Origin of the sequence: Cytobacillus massiliigabonensis (assembly GCF_900199725.1) — a bacterium.
Taxonomy (GTDB): domain Bacteria; phylum Bacillota; class Bacilli; order Bacillales; family Cytobacillaceae; genus Cytobacillus; species Cytobacillus massiliigabonensis.
Genome location: NZ_LT904904.1, coordinates 2,035,188 through 2,056,737, shown reverse-complemented (window position 1 = coordinate 2,056,737; position 21,550 = coordinate 2,035,188). Strand labels below are relative to the sequence as shown.

Annotated in this window: 19 protein-coding genes; 10 read left to right on the top strand and 9 right to left on the bottom strand. The window is 38.6% G+C overall.

Annotated features, from left to right (window positions below; genetic code table 11):
* Window positions 1–38: 38 nt before the first annotated feature.
* Together C1726_RS21325 and C1726_RS21320 are read right to left on the bottom strand one after the other, a co-directional pair.
* On the bottom strand, window positions 39–314 hold the full coding sequence (locus tag C1726_RS21325; protein ID WP_102274984.1) for a YqhV family protein: 276 nt from the start codon (window positions 312–314) through the stop codon (window positions 39–41).
* Window positions 315–469: 155 nt separating this feature from the next.
* On the bottom strand, window positions 470–922 hold the full coding sequence (locus C1726_RS21320) for a YndM family protein (protein WP_102274983.1): 453 nt from the start codon (window positions 920–922) through the stop codon (window positions 470–472).
* Between the two features lie 140 nt (window positions 923–1,062).
* On the opposite strand from C1726_RS21320, the gene C1726_RS21315 reads away from it, so the two are divergent.
* Window positions 1,063–1,266, top strand: coding sequence for a hypothetical protein (locus C1726_RS21315; RefSeq protein WP_102275885.1), 204 nt, complete (start codon window positions 1,063–1,065; stop codon window positions 1,264–1,266).
* Between the two features lie 20 nt (window positions 1,267–1,286).
* Window positions 1,287–1,580, top strand: coding sequence for a spore coat protein (locus C1726_RS21310; protein WP_180968261.1), 294 nt, complete (start codon window positions 1,287–1,289; stop codon window positions 1,578–1,580).
* Between the two features lie 44 nt (window positions 1,581–1,624).
* Here the strand turns inward: C1726_RS21310 and C1726_RS21305 are convergent, their stop codons facing one another.
* Complete coding sequence (locus C1726_RS21305; RefSeq protein ID WP_102274981.1) at window positions 1,625–2,341, bottom strand: YebC/PmpR family DNA-binding transcriptional regulator; 717 nt, start codon at window positions 2,339–2,341, stop codon at window positions 1,625–1,627.
* 186 nt (window positions 2,342–2,527) lie between these two features.
* Window positions 2,528–2,668, bottom strand: a complete 141-nt coding sequence (locus tag C1726_RS26325; RefSeq protein WP_180968260.1) for a hypothetical protein — start codon at window positions 2,666–2,668, stop codon at window positions 2,528–2,530.
* Between the two features lie 133 nt (window positions 2,669–2,801).
* Here C1726_RS26325 and C1726_RS21300 point away from each other — a divergent pair, with 133 nt between their 5' ends.
* The gene (locus C1726_RS21300; RefSeq protein ID WP_102274980.1) at window positions 2,802–3,008 is read left to right on the top strand and encodes a hypothetical protein; all 207 of its coding nucleotides are present in this window, start codon (window positions 2,802–2,804) and stop codon (window positions 3,006–3,008) included.
* A 67-nt stretch (window positions 3,009–3,075) separates the two neighbouring features.
* On the opposite strand, the gene C1726_RS21295 is transcribed toward C1726_RS21300, so the two are convergent.
* Window positions 3,076–4,278, bottom strand: a complete 1,203-nt coding sequence (locus C1726_RS21295) for a nitrate/nitrite transporter (RefSeq protein ID WP_102274979.1) — start codon at window positions 4,276–4,278, stop codon at window positions 3,076–3,078.
* A gap of 184 nt (window positions 4,279–4,462) precedes the next feature.
* Here C1726_RS21295 and C1726_RS21290 point away from each other — a divergent pair, with 184 nt between their 5' ends.
* The 5 genes from C1726_RS21290 (at window position 4,463) to narI (ending at window position 11,863) form a co-directional block, all read left to right on the top strand.
* Complete coding sequence (locus C1726_RS21290) at window positions 4,463–5,161, top strand: Crp/Fnr family transcriptional regulator (protein ID WP_102274978.1); 699 nt, start codon at window positions 4,463–4,465, stop codon at window positions 5,159–5,161.
* 239 nt (window positions 5,162–5,400) lie between these two features.
* The gene (locus C1726_RS21285; RefSeq protein WP_102274977.1) at window positions 5,401–9,081 is read left to right on the top strand and encodes a nitrate reductase subunit alpha; all 3,681 of its coding nucleotides are present in this window, start codon (window positions 5,401–5,403) and stop codon (window positions 9,079–9,081) included.
* Window positions 9,071–10,537, top strand: coding sequence for a nitrate reductase subunit beta (gene narH / locus C1726_RS21280; RefSeq protein WP_102274976.1), 1,467 nt, complete (start codon window positions 9,071–9,073; stop codon window positions 10,535–10,537). Before C1726_RS21285 ends, narH begins: the two co-directional genes overlap by 11 nt.
* Window positions 10,538–10,622: 85 nt before the next feature.
* A complete protein-coding gene (gene narJ, locus C1726_RS21275; protein ID WP_180968259.1) occupies window positions 10,623–11,198 on the top strand; it encodes a nitrate reductase molybdenum cofactor assembly chaperone in 576 nt (191 codons plus the stop codon).
* The gene (gene narI / locus C1726_RS21270; RefSeq protein WP_102274974.1) at window positions 11,174–11,863 is read left to right on the top strand and encodes a respiratory nitrate reductase subunit gamma; all 690 of its coding nucleotides are present in this window, start codon (window positions 11,174–11,176) and stop codon (window positions 11,861–11,863) included. The genes narJ and narI overlap by 25 nt, the downstream gene beginning before the upstream one ends.
* 122 nt (window positions 11,864–11,985) lie before the next feature.
* Here narI and C1726_RS21265 read toward each other — a convergent pair whose 3' ends face one another.
* Window positions 11,986–12,294, bottom strand: coding sequence for a hypothetical protein (locus tag C1726_RS21265; RefSeq protein ID WP_102274973.1), 309 nt, complete (start codon window positions 12,292–12,294; stop codon window positions 11,986–11,988).
* Window positions 12,295–12,471: 177 nt separating this feature from the next.
* Between C1726_RS21265 and C1726_RS21260 the strand changes: the two genes are divergently transcribed.
* Together C1726_RS21260 and C1726_RS21255 are read left to right on the top strand one after the other, a co-directional pair.
* Window positions 12,472–13,296 carry an aldo/keto reductase gene (locus C1726_RS21260; protein WP_102274972.1) on the top strand — a complete coding sequence of 275 codons (825 nt, stop codon included), beginning with the start codon at window positions 12,472–12,474 and terminating at the stop codon, window positions 13,294–13,296.
* A gap of 152 nt (window positions 13,297–13,448) precedes the next feature.
* Window positions 13,449–14,084, top strand: coding sequence for a LysE family translocator (locus C1726_RS21255; RefSeq protein WP_102274971.1), 636 nt, complete (start codon window positions 13,449–13,451; stop codon window positions 14,082–14,084).
* 11 nt (window positions 14,085–14,095) lie between these two features.
* On the opposite strand, the gene C1726_RS21250 is transcribed toward C1726_RS21255, so the two are convergent.
* The 3 genes from C1726_RS21250 to gltB are packed head-to-tail and all read right to left on the bottom strand — an operon-like array spanning window position 14,096 to window position 21,504.
* Entirely contained in the window at window positions 14,096–15,397 is a 1,302-nt protein-coding gene (locus C1726_RS21250) for an ammonium transporter (RefSeq protein ID WP_102274970.1), read from the bottom strand.
* Between the two features lie 28 nt (window positions 15,398–15,425).
* Window positions 15,426–16,904, bottom strand: coding sequence for a glutamate synthase subunit beta (locus tag C1726_RS21245; protein ID WP_102274969.1), 1,479 nt, complete (start codon window positions 16,902–16,904; stop codon window positions 15,426–15,428).
* A 16-nt stretch (window positions 16,905–16,920) separates the two neighbouring features.
* Complete coding sequence (gltB, locus tag C1726_RS21240; protein WP_102274968.1) at window positions 16,921–21,504, bottom strand: glutamate synthase large subunit; 4,584 nt, start codon at window positions 21,502–21,504, stop codon at window positions 16,921–16,923.
* Between the last annotated feature and the right edge of the window lie 46 nt (window positions 21,505–21,550).

The following is a 21,550-nucleotide window of genomic DNA, read 5'->3' as shown; positions in this document are numbered from 1 at the left end:
GTTTGATAGCCAATAGGCTCTTAATAATCCATCAATAATTAGTTACTTTTAACACCATAGAGGATACATGCAACGCCTCCAAAAATCCAAATGAGTTTTGTAAGAGGCACCTTCTCAGATAATCCAACAAGACCAATCGTTGTTGTGATCATCAATATTATGGGGCCAACTAAAGCAAGGGAACTATTAACTACTAGTGCCTTTTCAATATCATTAAATTTCAGTATCAAGAACGCAACAAAAATTTCTATGCAGCCCGAAAGAATACGTAATAATGCAATGCCCATAATTGCCTTTTCAAATATATGAAACATAATTATCCTCCCAAACGATTTCTCTCACTAATATATGCAATATCTTCATAAAGAAGGACAGGTTATTTTATAAGTCACTATGGGATACATTTAAATGAATAAAAAAATAAAACACTCAAAGAATATACTTCTCCAAGTGTCTTACCTATCGAAGCTTATTTATCATCTCTCCTGTTTTTAATTTCTTCCCTATTTGGTATCAGCTCCTCTGAAGCCTCAGTTTGAAATCGCATATTCCCAGAATAATTTTGAGAGGCCTGAGAATTATTAATTACATTATTTGAAATATATTTATGATAAAAAAACTCAAAAAGGGCAACCCCTAATGAGGCAACTAAAGACATTGAAAATAAATTCCCGCCATTTGTCAAAACACTGCTCATTAGCCAAATAACCATTAACGCAAGCCCAAAGTCGGCGAATGATGCGACTAAGTTATTTGTCCTTGGCAGGATGAGCATATCACCAATTATATAAGCAACCATCCCTAAGACTAAAGTAATGAACAATACATTGCCAAAACTCATCCCATACATCATGCCAAGTATTAAATATAAAAGGGCAAGGCTTGCAATACCTTTTATTGCTAGTGCTATTACATGCTTCATCTTTTCATCTCCTTTTATTAATATTTTGGATCATAAATTTAATCTTATTCACCAACATCGGCCATATTGTCATGTGGATAAAAAGGTGACTTTCAATGAATACTAGGATAGAAAAGGATTTTTTTCCTGGGGGTGAAAAAATGAATCAGCTAACCACTAAAGAACTTTCATATATAGAGGATGAAATCCGAGCAGAGGAAATTACTGCAAAAACGATGAATTGGTGTGCATCACTGTGCGAGGACCAAGAGCTAAGAGTATTTCTTGAAGAGCTAGCGGAAAGTCACCAATTAAAAATCGCCGATCTTTCACAATACTTTAATCGTTCGAAAATGATGCAATAAAAATGATAGGAGGCAAACAAATGCCAAACAATATGGAGGGGCGCGGTTTAACAGATCGAGAAATGCTTCAGCTTTGCCTGGAAATGGAGAAAGGCAGATGCCGTAGCATCAGTAATACGATGTTAGAATCGAAGCATGAGGATTTGCGAAAAATTTATCAGCAGTGTTTTGATAATTCTAATATTAATCAATATAGGCTCTATGAAAAAATGGATGAAAAAGACTGGTATAAAACAAAAATAGCCTCAACTGAAGAAATACAAAGGGTACAAGAACTAATGCAAAATAATCTGCACCCAGACAATCAGTTTTAATTAAAAAGGAGCAGGCCCTTACTTATAAGGTCTGCTCCCGTTTATTAACCTAATTCAACATTATGATATACTTGTTGAACATCCTCTAAATCTTCTAGTGCATCAATCATTTTTTCGAACTTTGCCTGTGCATCTTCTGAAAGAGTTACGTCATTTTGTGCTAGCATTGTTTGTTCTGCTACTGTAAATTCAGTAATTCCTACATTTTTTAATGCTTCTTGCACCGCATGGAATTGATCAGGATCTGCATACACAATCACTGATTCGTCTTCTTCAACAATATCACGAACGTCTACGTCTGCTTCCATTAGGATTTCAAGCACTTCATCAGCTGTTTTGCCCTCTAGTCCAATAACAGCAGTCGCATCAAACATATAGGCAACAGAACCACTCACGCCCATGTTCCCGCCATTTTTCCCAAATGCTGCACGGACATCTGCTGCAGTACGATTGACGTTATTTGTCAATGCATCAACTATAACCATTGATCCATTTGGTCCAAAGCCTTCATAGCGAAGTTCGTCATAGTTTTCCTCTGATCCGCCCTTTGCCTTTTCTATTGCACGGTCGATAATATGTTTAGGCACATTGTATGTTTTTGCGCGCTCTAATGTAAACTTTAAAGCCTGATTTGCCTCTGGATCCGGCTCGCCCTGTCTTGCAACTACATAAATTTCACGGCCAAATTTAGCATAAATCCGACTTGTATTTGCGTCTTTTGCTGCCTTTTTTTCTTTAATATTATTCCATTTACGACCCATAATGAACACTCACTTTCGAGATTGAATCAAAATTAAATATGAATTGTTTACTTCGGCAAACACTTCATATTGGTTAGTAAAATAAACTTTGGCATCTACCACTAAATTATTTTATACCTATTTGATTCATTTGTTAAGTTATATATTCAAAAAAAAGAGCTGCATACGCAACTCCCTTTTTCTTCCTTATTGCCCTTGTGCTCCATTCGAAGTAACTTTTCTGACATGGTCATCTTCAAAGTTGTTTTTTCGAAGAGTCTCTACCTTGTCGTTTAATAATTTCTTTTGATCAACTTCTTCAGATGGTGTTTGTTTATTTTTTGACACTTCATCTCCCCCTTTAACTTTTTCCGTGCATTATTATTTTGCTTATTCTTTATAAAAATAATCATCTGTTGTCAAAAACGGGGCTACATAAATTTTAATGAAATAAGCAACCTAGTCTAAAGGAGGTGTCCGAATGTCAGAACCAAGACAGCCAGGTAATAAGGATCTTCCCGATTTTAATGAGTTAAATGATCGAATAATTGCCGAACGAAGAACTTCCGGACCAGTTTTGGAAATAAAAACTAATTTAGATCCCAAAGATTCAACGATCGATAATCCATATTTTCAAAACGAAAAAAATACGGATATAGAAGCGTTTAGGGATTTCTTCGAAGACTAGATTCAATAAAAAATTATGACTATATACAGGAAAAAATCCTCAAACATATTTGAGGATTTTCCTATTATTATTGGGATAATTGACCTCTTCCATTAAATGATTGCCCTTTTTGAACAGGAGACACAATTTTTTCCTGATAATACATCCAAACAACAATAATTAAACTTGCAAGTGCTACTTGGGATAATGCCATAAAGCCGATTGCATAGTGGCCAGTCAAGTTAAATAGGAGTGATAGCATGAGTGGTGGAAAGAACCCTCCTAAACCCCCCATTGCTGAAACAATCCCATTGACAATTCCGCCTTGCTTTGAGAAATACATCGGTACCAATTTGAAAATAGTTCCATTTCCAATACCAGCACAGAAAGCAATTGTTAAACAACCGATAGAATAGAATGTTAATGTAGGATTAAATGCTAATAAGATTCCTGAAAGAGTTAAGCCAGCAAAAACAATCATTAAAATTTTAAATGAATTAAATTTGTCCCCAAGCCAACCGCCTAATGGACGAACAAAAGTAGCAATCGCAATAAACCCAGCTGTTCTTAAGCCTGCATCAACCTTATCTAATTCAAAATTAGCGACAAGGAAATTTGGCAAATAAATTGTAAATGCTACAAATGCTCCAAATGTTAAGAAATAAAACAAACTTAAACACCATAGCTTTTCATTTTTATAAACACTTTTGATTTGATCCTTAAGCGGAGTATCTACTTTTGGCTCTTTTTTATCACCAAGGAAAAAGTTAACTACTGCCACAACTAATACGATGATTAAGAATAGCTGAACAGTTGTTTGCCAGCCTAACTGAGTGGCAATGACTGGTGCTGAAAATGTTGTGATCGCTGTTCCAACATTCCCTACACCGTAAATACCATTAACAAAACCATGGCGTTCTTTAGGATAGTACTTCGGCAAGGAGGTTACACCAACTGAAAATACTGCACCGCTAATTCCTAGGAATAATCCTCCGATAAGTAAATCTGTAAAAGAGTTTGAGATACTAATGTAATAAATTGGAAATACCAACAAGATGAAGCTTATAGAAAACAACTTTCTAGCCCCGAAACGGTTAGTCCAATATCCAATTGGAACCCTTAAAACAGATCCAAGTACAACCGGTATCGCCGTTACCAACGCTAATTGGTTAGCAGATAATTGAATGTCTTCTTTAATAAATGGCATTAATGCTGATAAAATGACCCAAACCATAAATCCAGCAACTAAACTAATTGTCTGAAGAGGTAATTGTATCGCTTTCGATTTCATTTAAAAATTCCCCTTTCGGTTATTTGAGTACATCGTAAAAAATTTGGATGCTATAAGATGTGAAGATCTTCACATTTCAAATGAAGTTCATAAATAATTCACAGTTTAAAACAGGCAGTTTCCTTACCCATAGTGTTAGAATGTAGTTAACAACATGGATGTTAAAATAAAGGGTGATAAACAAATGGTTCAATCAATGAAACCAACACATTCAATCGAAATAAAAGAATTGCTTCAGCTGGCAGACCGGACAATAAAAACGGTAAAAGGGCAATATTTATTTCAAGAAGGAGAACATGCAGAAGAACTTTACCTAATCATTTCCGGTAAAGTGCAAATTAGCAAAATTTCTAAGGATGGACGGGAGCTTGCTTTAAGGATTTGTGGAGATAATGATATTTGTGGGGAATTAACCTTATTTACCCATGCCCCAAGATATTTGCTTAGCGCCCTAATACTTGAAGAGGGAGAAGTAGCAGCAATCAAAAAAGATGTCATTGAGAGGGAAATTTTCCAAAATAGTGCACTCGCATTCGAATTTATGAAATGGATGAGTGACCATTTTCGTAAAACGCAAACAAAATTTCGTGACCTTGTATTAAATGGGAAAAAGGGAGCATTATACTCCACTCTTATTCGTATGACAAATAGTTATGGGATTAAAAAAAGTGACGGCATTCTCATTGATCTTCCATTAACAAACCAAGAACTTGGCAATTTTTGCGGAACATCAAGAGAAAGTACGAACCGGATGCTAAATGAATTAAAGAGAGAAGGAATTATCTCTATTAAGAAAAGCAAAATTACAGTCCATAATCTTAAATTCCTCAAAGAAGAAATTGGCTGTGAAAATTGCCCTGCTACTTATTGCAGCATTGAATAGGACCATAGTGAAAAAGGCTGACATTTTAATGTCAGCCTTTTTTTGTCTGCCTTTTTATTTCACACAAATTTCTTTTTTTACAAAAATCCAGCCTATACTTTGTCTATTTTGTGACATAAAAACATCCTGTGAAGTACTTCACAGTTTTTTAAATTGCTTACTTGCTAAGGTAAATGTATGAACCACATTATCTTTTCCAATTTTCGCTGAAATATCAGTTAGAAAGGCAGGGTTTTTATATGAAAAAGAAAAAGTCACCTTTATACAATCGTTTTAAATATTTAACGCCTATTGAAAAGCAGTCTAATAATCATAGTCAAACAACACATGAAAATCGTGATTGGGAGCAAGCCTATCGAAGCAGATGGCAGCATGATAAAGTTGTTCGTTCTACACATGGTGTGAACTGTACTGGATCATGCAGCTGGAATGTTTTTGTAAAGGATGGAATTGTTACATGGGAGGGTCAACAGCTCGACTATCCATCAACTGGTCCAGATATGCCTGACTTTGAACCGCGCGGATGTCCACGTGGCGCAAGTTTCTCTTGGTATATCTACAGCCCGCTTCGTGTGAAATATCCATATGTACGAGGGACATTACTCCATATGTGGCGGGAAGCATTAAAGGTTAATAAGAACCCGCTTGATGCTTGGAAAAGTATTGTTGAGAATCCAGAGAAAGCAAAAAGCTATAAAAATGCTCGAGGCAAAGGTGGATTAGTGAGAGCTGAATGGGATGAAGTTCTCAAGCTTGTATCTGCTTCCATGCTTTACACAACTTTAAAATATGGTCCAGACCGAAATGTTGGTTTCACACCTATTCCAGCGATGTCAATGATCAGCTATGCATCTGGTTCCCGGTTTATGTCTTTAATGGGTGGGCCGATGCTTAGCTTCTATGATTGGTATGCAGATCTCCCTCCTGCCTCACCGCAAATTTGGGGAGACCAAACAGACGTACCTGAAAGCAGTGATTGGTACAATTCAGGCTATATTATGACATGGGGCTCAAACGTACCACAAACAAGGACACCTGATGCTCACTTCCTTGCGGAGGTTCGCTATCGCGGAACGAAAGTAGTTTCTGTCAGCCCTGATTATGCTGAGTCTACTAAGTTTTCTGATGATTGGATGAAAGTAAGACAAGGCGCAGACGGTGCACTTGCGATGGCAATGGGACATGTCATTTTAAAGGAATTCTACGTTGACCAGCAGCATGATTATTTTATTAACTATTCAAAACAATATACTGACTTCCCTTTCGTTGTCACTTTGGAAAAAGATGGGGACCACTTTATTCCAGACCGTTTTCTGAATGCAAAAGATCTTGGGAAAGAAACAGGGAATGGTGAATTTAAACCAGTTCTTTACAATGATTTAAATGAAAAGCTCGTTATCCCACACGGAACGATGGGAGCTAGATGGGAAGATAAAGCGAAATGGAATTTGAAACTTATTGACGAAGAAACCGGTGAACGAATTGATCCGCGACTTTCTTTCCATGGAATTGAAGAAGAAATTTCGACTGTGAAAATTCCCTATTTCTCGCATGAGGGAAATCAGGTGCTTTACCGCAATGTACCAATGAGAAAAGTAGAAAGTAATGGGGAAATTTTTTATACAACAACTGTATATGATCTAACACTGGCAAACTATGGGATCGATCGTGGATTAGGAGGCGAAGGCACAAAATCATTCGATGAGGAGATTGCTTTTACCCCGGCATGGCAAGAAAAAATTACAGGGGTTAAAAAAGAACTTGTAACAAAAATTGCCCGTGAATTTGCACAGAATTCACTAGATACAGATGGCCGTTCGATGATTATCGTTGGTGCAGGGATTAACCATTGGTTCAATTCCGATACCATTTATCGCGCAGTCCTAAATCTCGTTTTATTCGTTGGTGCGCAAGGAGTAAATGGAGGCGGCTGGGCACATTATGTCGGTCAAGAGAAACTTAGACCTGTAGAAGGATGGCAAACGATTGCCACAGCAAAAGACTGGTCATCCCCGCCTAAATTGCAAAATGGAACATCCTTCTTCTATTTTTCAACTGACCAATGGCGCTATGAGGAACAGCCTGTCAGCGAGCATATTTCACCAATTTATGAAAAAGCCCGATATGACCATTATGCAGATTACAATGTAATGGCTGCAAGACTGGGCTGGCTTCCATCCTATCCAACTTTTAATCAAAATAGCATTGACCTTTATAGCGAAGCTGAAAATGCAGGAGCAAAAACTCCTGAAGAAGTTGGGCGTTATGTAGCAGCAAAATTAAAAGAACGCAAACTAGAATTTGCGATTGAAGATCCTGATAATCCAGTAAACTTCCCTAGAAATCTATTTGTATGGCGCTCAAATTTGATTTCCAGCTCTGGCAAGGGTCACGAATACTTTTTAAAGCATCTATTAGGAACAACTAGCGGCCTATTAAATGAAGACAAAGACAGCCTAAAGCCTGAAGAAGTGAAATGGCATGAGAAAGCAGCGAAAGGAAAGCTTGATTTATTAATCGATTTAGATTTCCGTATGGCTGGGACAAGTCTGTATTCAGATATCATCCTTCCTGCAGCAACATGGTATGAAAAGCATGACTTGAATAGTACGGATATGCACCCATTTATCCATCCATTTAATCCAGCTATTTCTGCACCATGGGAAGCTCGTTCAGACTGGGATATTTTTAAATCAATTGCTAAATCAGTTTCACAAATGGCTGCAGAGCTAAATATCGATCCTATTAAAGAAGTTGTTGCTACTCCGCTAAACCATGATACTCCTCAGGAAATGGCACAGCCATTAGGGATTATAAAAGATTGGAGCAAAGGGGATTGTGAGCCTATACCAGGAAAAACAATGCCTCAAATTCATGTTGTCGAAAGAGATTTCAAACTTATATACGAAAAGATGATCTCTTTAGGGCCAAATATTAAAACTGCACCATATGGCATAAAGGGAATCAATTGGTCTGCAGAGGAAGAGTACGAGAAACTAAAAAATACTCTTGGGACAATTCGAGGCGGAATTGCAGATGGCTGTCCAAGTATTGAAAATGCCAAAAGTGCCTGTGAAGCTGTATTAACCCTATCCTCTACTTCCAACGGCAGAATGGCTGTTAAAGCGTGGGAGGCACTTGAGAAGAAAACAGACCTTGAGCTTGTTGACTTAGCCGCAGAACGGGAAGAAGAATGCTTTACTTTTGCACAAATTACTGCTCAGCCAAAAACAGTTATTACTTCCCCAGCCTTTAGCGGATCTGAAAAAGGCGGACGCCGCTACTCGCCATTTACTACAAATGTGGAAAGACTTATACCTTGGAGAACAATCACTGGAAGACAGTCCTTCTATATCGATCATGAAATGATGCAAGAATTCGGAGAATCGATGGCAACATTTAAACCTATTCTCCAACAAAAGCCATTTAAGAAAAATAGACCTGAAGCTGAAGGAAAGGAAATCGTTCTAAATTATTTAACACCGCATAATAAATGGTCCATCCACAGCATGTATTTTGATTCTCAGCCAATGCTGACTCTATTTCGCGGCGGTCCGACTGTCTGGATGAACAAAGACGATGCAGCAGAGGTTAACGTAAATGATAACGATTGGATTGAATGCTTCAACCGAAATGGCGTTGTCGTAGCAAGAGCTGTTGTTTCTCACCGAATCCCAAGGGGAATGGCCTTTATGCACCATGCACAAGACCGTCACATTAACGTACCTGGAACAAAATTAACAAGCAATCGCGGCGGTACACATAATAGTCCAACAAAAATTTATGTTAAACCAACTCACATGATCGGCGGCTATGCACAGTTAAGTTATGGTTTTAACTATTATGGACCTACTGGCAACCAACGAGACGTAAATGTTGTCATCCGCAAACTTAAGGAGGTTGATTGGCTTGAAGATTAAAGCACAAATAGGGATGGTAATGAATCTAGACAAATGTATCGGCTGCCATACTTGCAGTGTTACTTGCAAGAACACCTGGACAAATCGTCCAGGTGCAGAATATATGTACTTTAACAATGTAGAAACAAAGCCAGGCATTGGTTATCCAAAACGCTGGGAAGACCAAGAACTCTACAGAGGAGGCTGGGAAGTTAAGAATGGAAAACTGCAATTAAAGTCAGGTTCGAAAACAAGCCGCTTGCTTAATTTGTTCTACAACCCGAATCTGCCAACAATTGATGATTATTACGAACCTTGGAATTACGATTATGAAACATTAACAAATAGCCCTGAGCGTAAAACACAGCCAGTTGCTCGTCCAAAATCAGCTTTAACTGGAGAATTCATGGAGGTTCTTTGGGGTCCAAACTGGGAGGATGATCTTGCCGGAGGTCATATAACTGGGTTACAGGATCCGAATGTTGTGGCAATGGAAAATCAGATTCGGACAGAATTTGAAGAAGTATTCATGATGTACTTGCCAAGAATATGTGAACACTGCATCAACCCTTCTTGCGTGAGCGCATGTCCATCTGGTGCTATGTATAAACGTGATGAGGATGGGATTGTTCTTGTTGACCAAAATGCTTGCCGTGCGTGGAGACACTGTGTAACTTCTTGCCCTTATAAAAAGGTTTATTTCAACTGGCAAACAAATAAAGCAGAAAAATGCACATTGTGTTTCCCAAGAATTGAAGCAGGACTGCCTACAATCTGCTCTGAAACTTGTGTCGGACGTATTCGCTACCTTGGTGTCATGCTTTATGATGCGGATAAAGTTGAGGAAGCTGCTCTATCTGATGAAAAAGACCTTTATCATGCACAATTAGGCATTTTTTTAGATCCTAATGACCCTGATGTCGTGGAAGCCGCAAGAAAGGAAGGCATCCCAATGGAATTCATTGAAGCAGCACAAAAATCACCTATCTATAAAATGATCATCGATTGGAAAATTGCGCTTCCATTGCATCCAGAATATCGGACGATGCCTATGGTTTGGTATATTCCGCCGTTAAGCCCAATTATGAATATGTTTGAGGGGGTTGGCAGTTCATCTAATGCCGAGGATATTTTCCCTGCCATTGAAGAAATGCGGATTCCAATCCAATATTTAGCTAATTTACTTACGGCAGGCGATGAATCACATATTCGAAAAGTCTTGAAGAAAATGGCTGTCATGAGAACTTACATGAGAAGTGTACAAACGAAAAAACAGCCTAATACTGCTTTAATCGAACAGCTCGGATTAACAGAACAAGATATTAAAGATATGTACCGCCTTCTTGCAATTGCTAAATATGAAGATCGGTTTGTCATCCCTGCTTCACATCGTGAAGAGGTGGCTGATCTTTATGATGAACAAGGCAGCTGTGGGCTTGCATTTGCAGGAGGTCCGGGGGCTTGCGGCACACTTTAGATAATGTGCGCGGCGGCAGATGAAATATTTCATCGCCCCCTCCCCTTTTAGCAAATCTAACAATCAGAAAGCTGGTGGCAAACGAATGATTTTCCATGAAGTACAACAAGTTTTTCAAGTTTGTTCCTATTTATTAAGCTATCCGAATAAAGAATTTCTTGAATCTTTTGATGACCTTAAAGAAGATATTCATCTCCCGTCTTTTCTTTCAATAAAAGAAGAATTATTTCAATTTCTTCATAAATGTAAACAGATGTCTCCGTCAAAACTGATTTCCGTGTATATAAATACTTTTGATTTTGGCAAGAAAACGAATCTTTATGTCACGTATATGTCGAATGGGGAACAGCGTGAACGAGGGATGGATCTCCTTTTCTTGAAAAATTATTACAAAATACATGGATTTGCTGTAACTGACCAAGAACTGCCAGACTACTTGCCAATCATGCTGGAATTTGCAAGCCATGTAGACCAAGAAATAATAATACCTGTTTTTTCCAGATACTTTGCGAGCATAAAGGAAATTTCCGAAAATATTAACCCTGAAGATAATCATTACGGGCACATAATGAAGGCTATTTTATTAGCCCTTGAAGCAATTGGAATTTCAAAGACTGTTAGAAGGAGTGAAACTCTATGTTCGACCAGTTTCTCTGGGTAGTCTTCCCCTATATTGTTCTGACAATATTTATCGGCGGTCATATTTATCGCTATCAACACGATCAATTCGGCTGGACTTCCAAATCAAGCGAATTGCTGGAAAAGAAGCTCCTTCGTTTAGGCAGCAATCTATTTCATTGGGGAATTATCTTTGTATTCGGCGGTCATGTAATGGGACTTTTAATTCCTATTGGAGTGTATGAATCAATGGGTATTTCTGAACATCAATACCATATGATTGCCCTTATAGGGGGAATCCCTGCTGGAATTGCTGCTTCGATTGGGATATTCATTCTCCTTTATCGAAGGATGACTGTACGCAGGCTTATTGCTACTAGCACTAAAGGAGATTGGATTTCACTTATTTGTTTACTTATTGTTATTTTATCAGGAATGTCAGCTACTTTTTCAAATATAGATTCACAAGGTTTTGATTATCGGACAACAATTGGACCATGGCTTAGGGGCATTATAACCTTCCGTGCTGACCCAAGCTTATTGATAGCTGTTCCTGTTTGGTTTAAATTTCATATGCTCGCAGTATTTGGATTAGTGGCTGCATGGCCTTTCACACGCCTTGTACACGTTTTTAGTGTACCAGTCAGATACTTAACACGAAGCTATGTCATTTATCGCAAACGCAGACCAAGGCATGAAAATTTGTAAAGATTTTTATCATCTGTTCTTTAGAATTACCTTACAAAATGAATAAACAGGTATTTATATGACCTGTTTATTCATTTTCAATTAACTTACACACGTAATTATTTTTCCTGCTTCTTCGCAGTTTATTGCCCTCTCATTGTTCCGCCTGTCCCAGGTATTTGATCATCTCTATTCTCATCATATAAACGGTCATTTTGCTGCACATTATTTAACAAATCATGGTTATTCCTATTATTTTGATCATATCTGGCCGGATTCATATTTGGGTTGTCCAGGTCAGTTCCAATATTATTATCCTGAGGCTCATATCGAACAGGTCGGTAATTTACATCCTCCGTATCATTCATTCTGTTGTTATTAGCACCGCAAGCCGACAATAATCCTAATGAAAATATAGCAAATAGTACAGTTATCACAAGCTTTATCTTCATAACAATCGCCCTCCTAATCATTTTTTATCAAGGCAATATTAATTTGCGCTTTTTTTTAGATCCTAAACTTGAAATATTTACTCACCTTATCGTTTTAATTATTTGATATTTACCATTCAAATTGTTATCCTAAAACTGCAATTGAAAGGCAATAATTAGCAAAGGAGAGACATTTTGATGAATTTTGTAACCTTAAATAATGGATTAAAAATGCCGCAGCTTGGGTTCGGGGTTTGGCAAGTGGAGAATGATCAAGCAGAGGTTGCTGTTGCCAAAGCAATTGATGTGGGCTATACGTCTATTGATACTGCAATGATTTATCAGAATGAACGTGGCGTCGGGAAAGCGATCCAAGCTTCTTCCGTTCCACGTGAAGAGCTTTTTATTACTACAAAAGTTTGGAATAGTGATCAAGGCTATGAAAATACATTGCGTGCATTTGATGAAAGTTTAGAAAGACTTGGTCTTGATTATGTTGATCTATACTTGATTCATTGGCCAACGCCAGAGTTCGATCAATACGTTGATACATATAAAGCATTAGAGAAACTTTATCATGATGGACGAGTAAAAGCGATTGGGGTCTGTAATTTTGACATCGAACACCTGGAGCGAATTTTAAAAGAATGTGATGTCAAGCCTGTCCTAAACCAAATTGAGTGTCATCCATACCTTGATCAAAAAGAGGTAAAAGACTTTTGTGCCAAACACGAGATATTTGTCGAAGCTTGGAGTCCTTTACAGCAAGGCGGCGAAGTGCTGAACGAAGAAGTTATTCAAAAAATTGCAAAAGATCACGGAAAAACACCAGCACAAATCGTCTTGCGCTGGCATTTACAAAATGACACAATCGTTATTCCGAAATCTGTAACACCAACACGAATTGAAGAAAATTTCAATGTATTTGATTTTGAACTTTCCTTGAATGAAATGGAAGAAATCAACAAACTTAATCGAAATGAACGCAAAGGACCAAAACCAAGCGAAATGAATGTAAGATAAAAAAGCAAAATATAGGATATATACAATGGAAAAAGCCCTTCAACTGAAGGGCTTTTTTATTAATAATCAATGGACTATTTGTCATATCGTCAAATCTTTTACATAAAATGTACAAGTTATATAACTCAATTCTGAGGTGGAGTGGTGGATGTTTGAGCAGCAGTATTTTATTAAGCTATATTTTATTAGGATTTACTTTAGCAGCTCCGATTGGTCCTGTAAATTCTGCCCGTTTAGATAAAGGAATAAAAAACGGATTTTGGCATGCATGGGTGGTTGGTGCTGGCTCGATGATTGCAGATGGGATCTTCATGATGATCGTTTATTTAGGAATGGTTCAGTTTCTAGAAATTCCTGTCGTCCAAATCTTTCTTTGGTTATTCGGCGGTTTTATCCTTATCTATTCAGGAATTGAAAGTATTATCAGTGCGGGCTCTTTTACTCTTGCAGACAGCAGTGGAAAGGAATCAATCATAAAATGTTTCTTCACTGGATTTATTATGTCCATTACTAGCCCTATGTCCATTCTTTTTTGGCTAGGTATTTATGGTTCTGTTTTGGCGAAAACGGCGCAAACGAACGGAACAACCTCATTATTAATTTACAGCAGTATGATATTTCTCGGTTTAACACTTTGGGATGTTCTTGTAGCTGGGCTGACTACTGGTTTTAGAAGGTTTTTAAATAGCAGAAGCCTTAAAATGATATCAATCATTTCTGGCTTTTCCTTAATTGGTTTTGGTCTTTATTTTGGATATCAAGGAATAGTGAGTTTACTTTCAGGATAATCCTACATTTATTAAGGCTGCGTATTCAATGTTGGCTGCACAATTAAATCATTTGGGCCGTTTTGTTCTTTTTTTATAAACTCTTCAGGATATCCGTAAGTGCCATGCTCACTAATATCTAATCCCATTAATTCTTCTTCTTTTGTCACTCGGATTCCATTCATTACTTTTTTCATGATAAATAATGCGGCAAATGAAACAGTAAAGGCAAAAACTGCGGAAACAGTTACACCCATCGCTTGGACACCAAGCTGAGATAGCCCGCCTCCATAAAACAATCCTGGTTGACCAACAGATGCTAATTCAGGTGCAGCAAATAATCCGGTAGATAACGTTCCCCATACACCAGCTAAGCCATGGACTGACAGTGCGAAAATCGGATCATCAATCTTTAGTTTTTCAAACAGTCTGGCACCATAAAAGACTAGTAATCCAGCAATGATACCAATAACAAATGCTGCCCATGTTTCAACGAATGCGCATGAAGCTGTAATCGCAACGAGTCCTGCTAATGCTCCATTCAACATCGTTGGAATATCCGATTTTCCCATCACTGCCCATGAAATAAGTAAAGCACTGATTGCCCCGGCAGCTGCAGCTAAATTTGTATTTAAAGCAATAAAGCCAAAAAATCCATTTTCAACTCCTAAAGTACTCCCAGCATTAAAACCAAACCAGCCGATCCATAAAATAAGCACGCCTAAAGCAGTGAATACCTGGTTGTGCCCATGTAAATTATTTGCAGAGCCGTCCATATTGTATTTTCCAATCCGCGGCTTTAATAATATAGTAGCAGCAAGTGCCGCCATCGCACCTGTCAGGTGGACAACTGTCGAACCAGCAAAATCCTGTTTTCCATGCTCAGCTAACCAGCCTCCCCCCCATATCCAATGTGCAACAATTGGATAAATGATGCTTGAGAAAATAAGGGCAAAAATAAGATATACCGATAATTTGGCACGCTCTGCAAAGCCGCCAAATGCAATAGTTAAAGCAATTCCCGCAAACGCAAGCTGAAACACGAAGAATGCAGCCTTAGAATAACTAGTTTCTCCCGTTTCTTGCCCCGAATAGAAAAAGTCAGACATACCTATAAAAAAGTTTCCATTATTTCCAAAGATAAAGCCGTAGCCTACTGCCCAAAAAATGATAGAGGCAATACCGAAAGAAAAAATAGTTTTACCTGCAATATGACCAGCATTTTTCATCCTAGTAGAGCCTGCTTCTAATAAAATAAACCCACCCTGCATGAAAATGACCAAAATTGCACCTAACATAATCCATAAACTATTAACCAAAAATAAATCCGCCATCTTCATGCCTCCAATATATTTAATTTTACTATTTGATCTTACTCATCATATATTTATCACAAACTAAAGCTGCTTCCCTCCCTTCACGAATCGCCCATACAACAAGGCTCTGCCCTCTGCGCACATCGCCAGCAATAAATACCCCCTCTATATTAGTTGCATACTTATCATTCTCCGCCTCCATCTTCTGCTGTTTTTCTTGTTTGAGCGCAAATGCTTGAAGCACTTCCACTTCAGGACCACTAAATCCAATTGCAATTAGTACAAGATCAGCGGACCATATTTTTTCACTGCCGGGGATTTCATGAATAAAAGTATTTCCATGCTGATCCGTTGTTTTCTCAATTTGAACTGTATGCAGCTCTTTCACATACCCGTCTCCATCACCAACAAATCTCTTCGTTAATATCGAATATTCCCTTGGATCGTTACCTATTTGTACACTAGCTTCTTCATATGCATAATCTAATGAGAAGGTATTTGGAAATTCTGGCCACGGATTAGAAGCTGTACGCTCAATTGGGAGCTGTGGATGCTTTCCGAATTGTACAATGCTTTTACACTTATGTCTTAAAGCAGTTGCAATACAGTCTGCTCCTGTATCGCCTCCCCCAATGACGATGACAGCCTTTCCTTCTGCCGAAAGATATGCTCGATCCGCCAAATTAGAATCTAATAAACTCTTCGTGTTAGCTGTTAAATAATCCATTGCAAAATGGATGCCTTTTAGCTCTCTCCCTTTAATTGACAAATCTCTAGGTTTTTGTGCACCAGTACAAAGAATAACCGCATCAAAACTTTCGCGTAATTCGTTTGCTTGAATGTCTTTGCCAATTTCCGTATTTGTAATAAACTGTATGCCTTCAGCTTCTAATAAACGAACTCTCCGCTCGACAATGTCTTTTTCAAGCTTCATATTCGGGATGCCATACATAAGCAATCCGCCTATCCGATCAGAACGTTCAAAAACAGTTACTAAATGCCCCAATTTGTTTAATTGATCTGCACATGCAAGCCCTGCTGGACCTGACCCAACTACTGCTACCTTTTTTCCAGTACGTATAGCCGGCTGGTTTGGAGTAATCCACCCTTCCGAGAAACCTTTTTCAATAATGGCGCGTTCAATGCTTTTAATGGCAACAGCTGAATTATTGATAGCAGCTGTACAGGATCCTTCACATGGAGCAGGACATACACGTCCAGTGAATTCAGGGAAATTATTGGTTTTAATTAACCTCTCAAATGCTTCTTTCCATCTTCCACGGTAAATAAGGTCATTCCATTCGGGAATTAGATTATTTGTTGGGCAGCCTATCATGGACCTTCCTATTTGAATCCCCGTATGGCAAAACGGGGTTGCACAATCCATACATCGTGCCCCCTGCTTTTCCATGCTGTCTTCAGAATGTGTCTGCAGATATTCTCCCCAGTCATTCAAACGTTCACTCGGTTTTCTTTCTATCGGCCCTTCCCTGTCATATTCAATATAACCAGTATGCTTTCCCATCGATTCACTCCTTTCTTTAATTCATTAAGCTTATAGTTCGTGACGTTGGATCTATTTGATTAGGGTTAATAAAATCAGGTATTCCTTCTGCCTTCTTATCATTCCAGCCCATTTTTTGAACAGCAAGTTTATATTCCTTTGGAATTACTTTCACCCATGTCGATAAAAGACCGTTCCAGCGATGTAGAATATATTCTGCTCGTAAACTTTTTGTATAATATTGATGTTTTTCAACAAGCTGCTTAAGCTCTTCGATTTCTTCTCTCTTATCAAGCGGCTCCAAAATGACTAAATCCTGATTGCATTTCTTATAAAAGTCTTCATAATCCTCTGCAAAAACATAAACTATACCGCCAGACATTCCAGCTGCAAAGTTTTTCCCAACTGATCCCAGAATAGCAACACGTCCCCCTGTCATATACTCACAGCCATGATCGCCAATTCCCTCTACAACAGCATGAACCCCGCTATTTCTAACACAGAAACGTTCACCAGCTAAACCATGAATGTATGCTTCACCTGATGTTCCTCCATAAAAGGCAACATTTCCAATAATTGTATTATTTTCAGGGGAAAAAGCAGATTTTACTGATGGATTTACTATGATTTTTCCGCCCGATAACCCTTTGCCTACATAATCATTTCCATCCCCCAAAAGATTCAGCGTGACTCCTTTCGGTAAAAATGCCCCAAAGCTTTGTCCAGCCGATCCCGAAAATTGCAATTCAATTGTATCTTCTGGCAGACCAGCCTGCCCATAACGCTTCGTTATTTCACTTCCTACAAACGTGCCCACTGTCCGATGAATATTTTGAATTGTGAAACTCGCTTTTACTTTCTTTTTATGTGTAAGTGCGGGCTGACAAATATCTAAAAGCACTTTCTGATCAAGAGAGCGTTCAAGCTTGTGATTTTGCGGTCTTTGATTATACATTCCCCCCTTGTTTAAAACCTTTGGCTTATATAATAGTGCTGAAAGATCCAAGTCTTTTGTTTTCCAGTGCGTTTTTGATTTATCTATTTGCACTAGCCTATTTGTTTGGCCAATCATTTCATTAATTGTTCTAAAACCAAGCTCAGCCATAATTTCACGAACATCCTGCGCAATAAATCGCATGAAGTTAACGAGATATTCCGCTTCCCCATGGAATTTTTTGCGCAGTTCAGGATCTTGGGTAGCAATCCCAACTGGACAAGTATTTAAATGACAAGCACGAACAAGAACACAGCCTAAGACAACGAGGGGTGCTGTACCGAAACCGAATTCCTCTGCTCCTAGCAGTGCTGCAATCACAATGTCTCGGCCAGTCATCATTTTCCCATCCGCTTCTATCGCAACCCGGTCTCTTAGCCCATTGAGCATCAAGGTTTGATGCGTTTCTGCAACCCCAATCTCCCAAGGCATACCTGTATGTTTAATGCTTGTTTTCGGTGCTGCACCCGTTCCGCCTTCTGATCCGCTTATTAAAATGACATCTGCCAGCCCTTTCGCAACACCGGCAGCAATTGTGCCGACACCAGCCTTCGCGACAAGCTTAACACTAATTCTCGCTTGCGGATTGGCATGTTTTAAATCATGTATGAGCTGGGCAAGATCTTCTATAGAATAGATATCATGGTGCGGCGGTGGTGAGATTAGACCAACACCTGGTGTAGAGCCTCGCACTTCTGCTATCCATGGATAGACTTTGCTACCTGGCAAGTGACCGCCTTCACCTGGCTTTGCCCCTTGAGCCATCTTAATTTGAATTTCCTCCGCATGGATTAAATAATGACTTGAAACCCCAAATCTTCCTGAAGCAACCTGCTTAATCGCACTTCCTCTCCTGTCGCCATTTTCATCTGGGATACTGCGGTCTGGATGTTCTCCCCCTTCCCCGCTATTGCTTTTGCCTCCAATCCGATTCATCGCAATTGCAATTGTTTCATGAGCCTCTTGGCTTAATGAACCATATGACATGGCTCCCGTTTTAAAGCGTCTGCAAATTGATTCAATACTTTCCACCTCATCTATTGGAATGGACGGAGTCCTTTTAAATTCCAGCATCCCACGCATGAAAATAAGTTGTTCTTCATTGGCCAATTCCGCATATTTTTTATAAAGCTGATAATCATTCGTACGGCATGCATACTGCAGAAGATGTATTGTTTCAGGACGGAAAGCATGAGCTTCTCCACCATACCGCCATTGAAAATCACTGCCGCTCTTTAATGTTTCCTCTTTATTTTTTTGTTGGAAGGCTTCTGCATGCCGAAGCAGTGTTTCTTTCGCAATTGCTTCGAGTTTCATTCCGCCTAATCTTGCTGGTGTTCCAGTAAAATACTTTTCAATAACGAGAGAATCAATTCCAACAGACTCGAAAATTTGTGCTCCCCGATAACTTTGAATAGTAGATATCCCCATTTTAGAAAGGACTTTAATCATTCCATGTGTTGCAGCTTGAATATAGTTCTCTATTGCTTCAAAGTAATCTAATGTTTGATTTGGCCGGCTAATTAGCATGTCTTTAATTGTCTGAAATACAAGATATGGATTGACAGCATCTGCCCCATACCCAATTAGCATACAAAATTGATGGGCATCTCTTGCCTCACCTGTTTCTGCGATTATACTCACCTTCGTTCTAGTTCCCTGCCGTACTAAATGGTGATGAACCCCGCTAACCGCAATCAGTGCTGGAATGCCCGCAGCACTTTTGTCCATATTTCTATCAGATAAAATTATGATTGATACTCCTTTTTTAACTGCTTGATCAACCGAAGAAAATAAATGATTTAATGCCTTTTCTAAACCTTGTTCTTCATCTTTGACATCAAATAAAATTGGAAATGTTTCTGTTTTAAATGAAGCATAGGGATTATGCCGGAGCCGCTTAAGCTGATCATCCGTGCAAATTGGTGTTTCCATCCGAATGCGACGGCAATTTTCAGGTGTTGGATTGAATAAATCTCCTTCAGCACCCAGTAAGGTGACAGTCGATATAACAAATGATTCACGTATAGCATCAATTGGAGGATTGGTTACTTGGGCAAACATTTGTCTAAAGTAATTGTATAAAAGCTGTGAATGATTGGAGAGAACAGCTAATGGTGTATCATTCCCCATGGAACCTACAGCCTCTTTCCCCTCCATTGCCATTGGTTCAATATGCTTTGCCAGCTCTTCATACGTGTATCCGAATGCGCGCTGAAATTGTAATAGATTTGTGCTTTTTTCTTGATGAGATTTATTCACTTCCGGCAGCATACTCAAATGAATCTGTTTTTCATCTAACCATTTGCGGTATGGAAATTCATTGGCGATGCTTTCTTTTATTTCCTTGTTCGAGAGAATGCTGCCTTTTTGTAAATCTACTAACAGCATTTCTCCAGGGCTTAGTCTTCCTTTTTGAATAATTAGATCAGGATCTATATCAATTACCCCTGCCTCAGATGAGAAAATGATTGTATTATCAGATGTTACATAGTAACGTGCTGGACGGAGACCATTGCGATCTAGCATCGCACCGATTTGCTTTCCATCAGTGAAACCTAAAGCAGCAGGTCCATCCCAAGGCTCCATCAAATGGCTGTGATATTCATAAAATGCCTTTAATGAATCCTCCATACGTTCGTCTTTTTCCCAAGGTTCAGGTACCATCATCATTGCTGCATGGGGTAGGGAGCGTCCAGATAGGATCAAAAATTCCAAACAATTGTCAAAAGATGAAGAATCACTTCCATCTAAATCAATAATTGGCAATAGTTCATTTATCCTCACCCCAAAAACTGAAGATTCAATTACTTTTTCCCGTGCTTTCATCCAATTTACGTTCCCTTTTAACGTATTTATTTCTCCATTGTGAATTAAATATCGGTTTGGATGGGCTCTTTCCCAGCTCGGAAAGGTATTTGTACTAAATCTTGAATGGACAAGAGAAAATGCAGATGTAAAAATTTTCTCCTGGAGATCAACGTAATAAGCACCTAGCTGTTCAGGAGTGAGCATCCCTTTGTAAACGATTGTCCTGGAAGATAGACTGGAAATATAGAATTTTTCACTTCCAGCCAATTGTCTTGCTCTAATAGTTTTTTCCGTTTTTTTTCGAATAACATAGAGCCTTCTTTCAAAAGAAGCATCGTCCATTTCTTTATCCGTTTTCCCAATAAACACTTGTCGAATAAATGGCTGACTGCTCTTAGCAGAATTCCCAAGAGTTGAATCATCGGTCGGGACAGTTCTCCACCCTAATAATTGTTGGCCCTCTTTCTCTATGAATTTTTTTATTTGATGCTCACATTTCTTCCGCCATTGCATCTTTTGTGGCAAAAAAATCATTCCAACCCCGTAATTTCCTGCTTCAGGAATACTTATCTTCTCACATTTAGTTAAGAAAAACTGATGAGGAATCTGAGTCATGATTCCAGCTCCATCTCCAACAGCAGGATCACTACCTTGACCTCCTCGATGCTCTAACCGGTTAAGCATGGACAATCCCTGCCTAATTATTTGATTAGATGAATTGCCATTTATATTAGCAACAAATCCGATTCCGCACGCATCATGTTCATAAGCTGGATCATATAAACCTTGTTTCAAAGGAGTCATATTATTTTTCATCATTCCACCCTTTCTTATGGTTATGAAGAATAAAAAATTACTATTT

Coding starts and splice junctions, on each gene's coding strand:
- C1726_RS21325 (WP_102274984.1), bottom strand. CDS start 314: ATGTTTCATATATTTGAAAAGGCAATTATGGGCATTGCATTATTACGT.
- C1726_RS21320 (WP_102274983.1), bottom strand. CDS start 922: ATGAAGCATGTAATAGCACTAGCAATAAAAGGTATTGCAAGCCTTGCC.
- C1726_RS21315 (WP_102275885.1), top strand. CDS start 1,063: ATGAATCAGCTAACCACTAAAGAACTTTCATATATAGAGGATGAAATC.
- C1726_RS21310 (WP_180968261.1), top strand. CDS start 1,287: ATGCCAAACAATATGGAGGGGCGCGGTTTAACAGATCGAGAAATGCTT.
- C1726_RS21305 (WP_102274981.1), bottom strand. CDS start 2,341: ATGGGTCGTAAATGGAATAATATTAAAGAAAAAAAGGCAGCAAAAGAC.
- C1726_RS21300 (WP_102274980.1), top strand. CDS start 2,802: ATGTCAGAACCAAGACAGCCAGGTAATAAGGATCTTCCCGATTTTAAT.
- C1726_RS21295 (WP_102274979.1), bottom strand. CDS start 4,278: ATGAAATCGAAAGCGATACAATTACCTCTTCAGACAATTAGTTTAGTT.
- C1726_RS21290 (WP_102274978.1), top strand. CDS start 4,463: ATGGTTCAATCAATGAAACCAACACATTCAATCGAAATAAAAGAATTG.
- C1726_RS21285 (WP_102274977.1), top strand. CDS start 5,401: ATGAAAAAGAAAAAGTCACCTTTATACAATCGTTTTAAATATTTAACG.
- narJ (WP_180968259.1), top strand. CDS start 10,623: ATGATTTTCCATGAAGTACAACAAGTTTTTCAAGTTTGTTCCTATTTA.
- narI (WP_102274974.1), top strand. CDS start 11,174: ATGTTCGACCAGTTTCTCTGGGTAGTCTTCCCCTATATTGTTCTGACA.
- C1726_RS21265 (WP_102274973.1), bottom strand. CDS start 12,294: ATGAAGATAAAGCTTGTGATAACTGTACTATTTGCTATATTTTCATTA.
- C1726_RS21260 (WP_102274972.1), top strand. CDS start 12,472: ATGAATTTTGTAACCTTAAATAATGGATTAAAAATGCCGCAGCTTGGG.
- C1726_RS21250 (WP_102274970.1), bottom strand. CDS start 15,397: ATGGCGGATTTATTTTTGGTTAATAGTTTATGGATTATGTTAGGTGCA.
- C1726_RS21245 (WP_102274969.1), bottom strand. CDS start 16,904: ATGGGAAAGCATACTGGTTATATTGAATATGACAGGGAAGGGCCGATA.
- gltB (WP_102274968.1), bottom strand. CDS start 21,504: ATGAAAAATAATATGACTCCTTTGAAACAAGGTTTATATGATCCAGCT.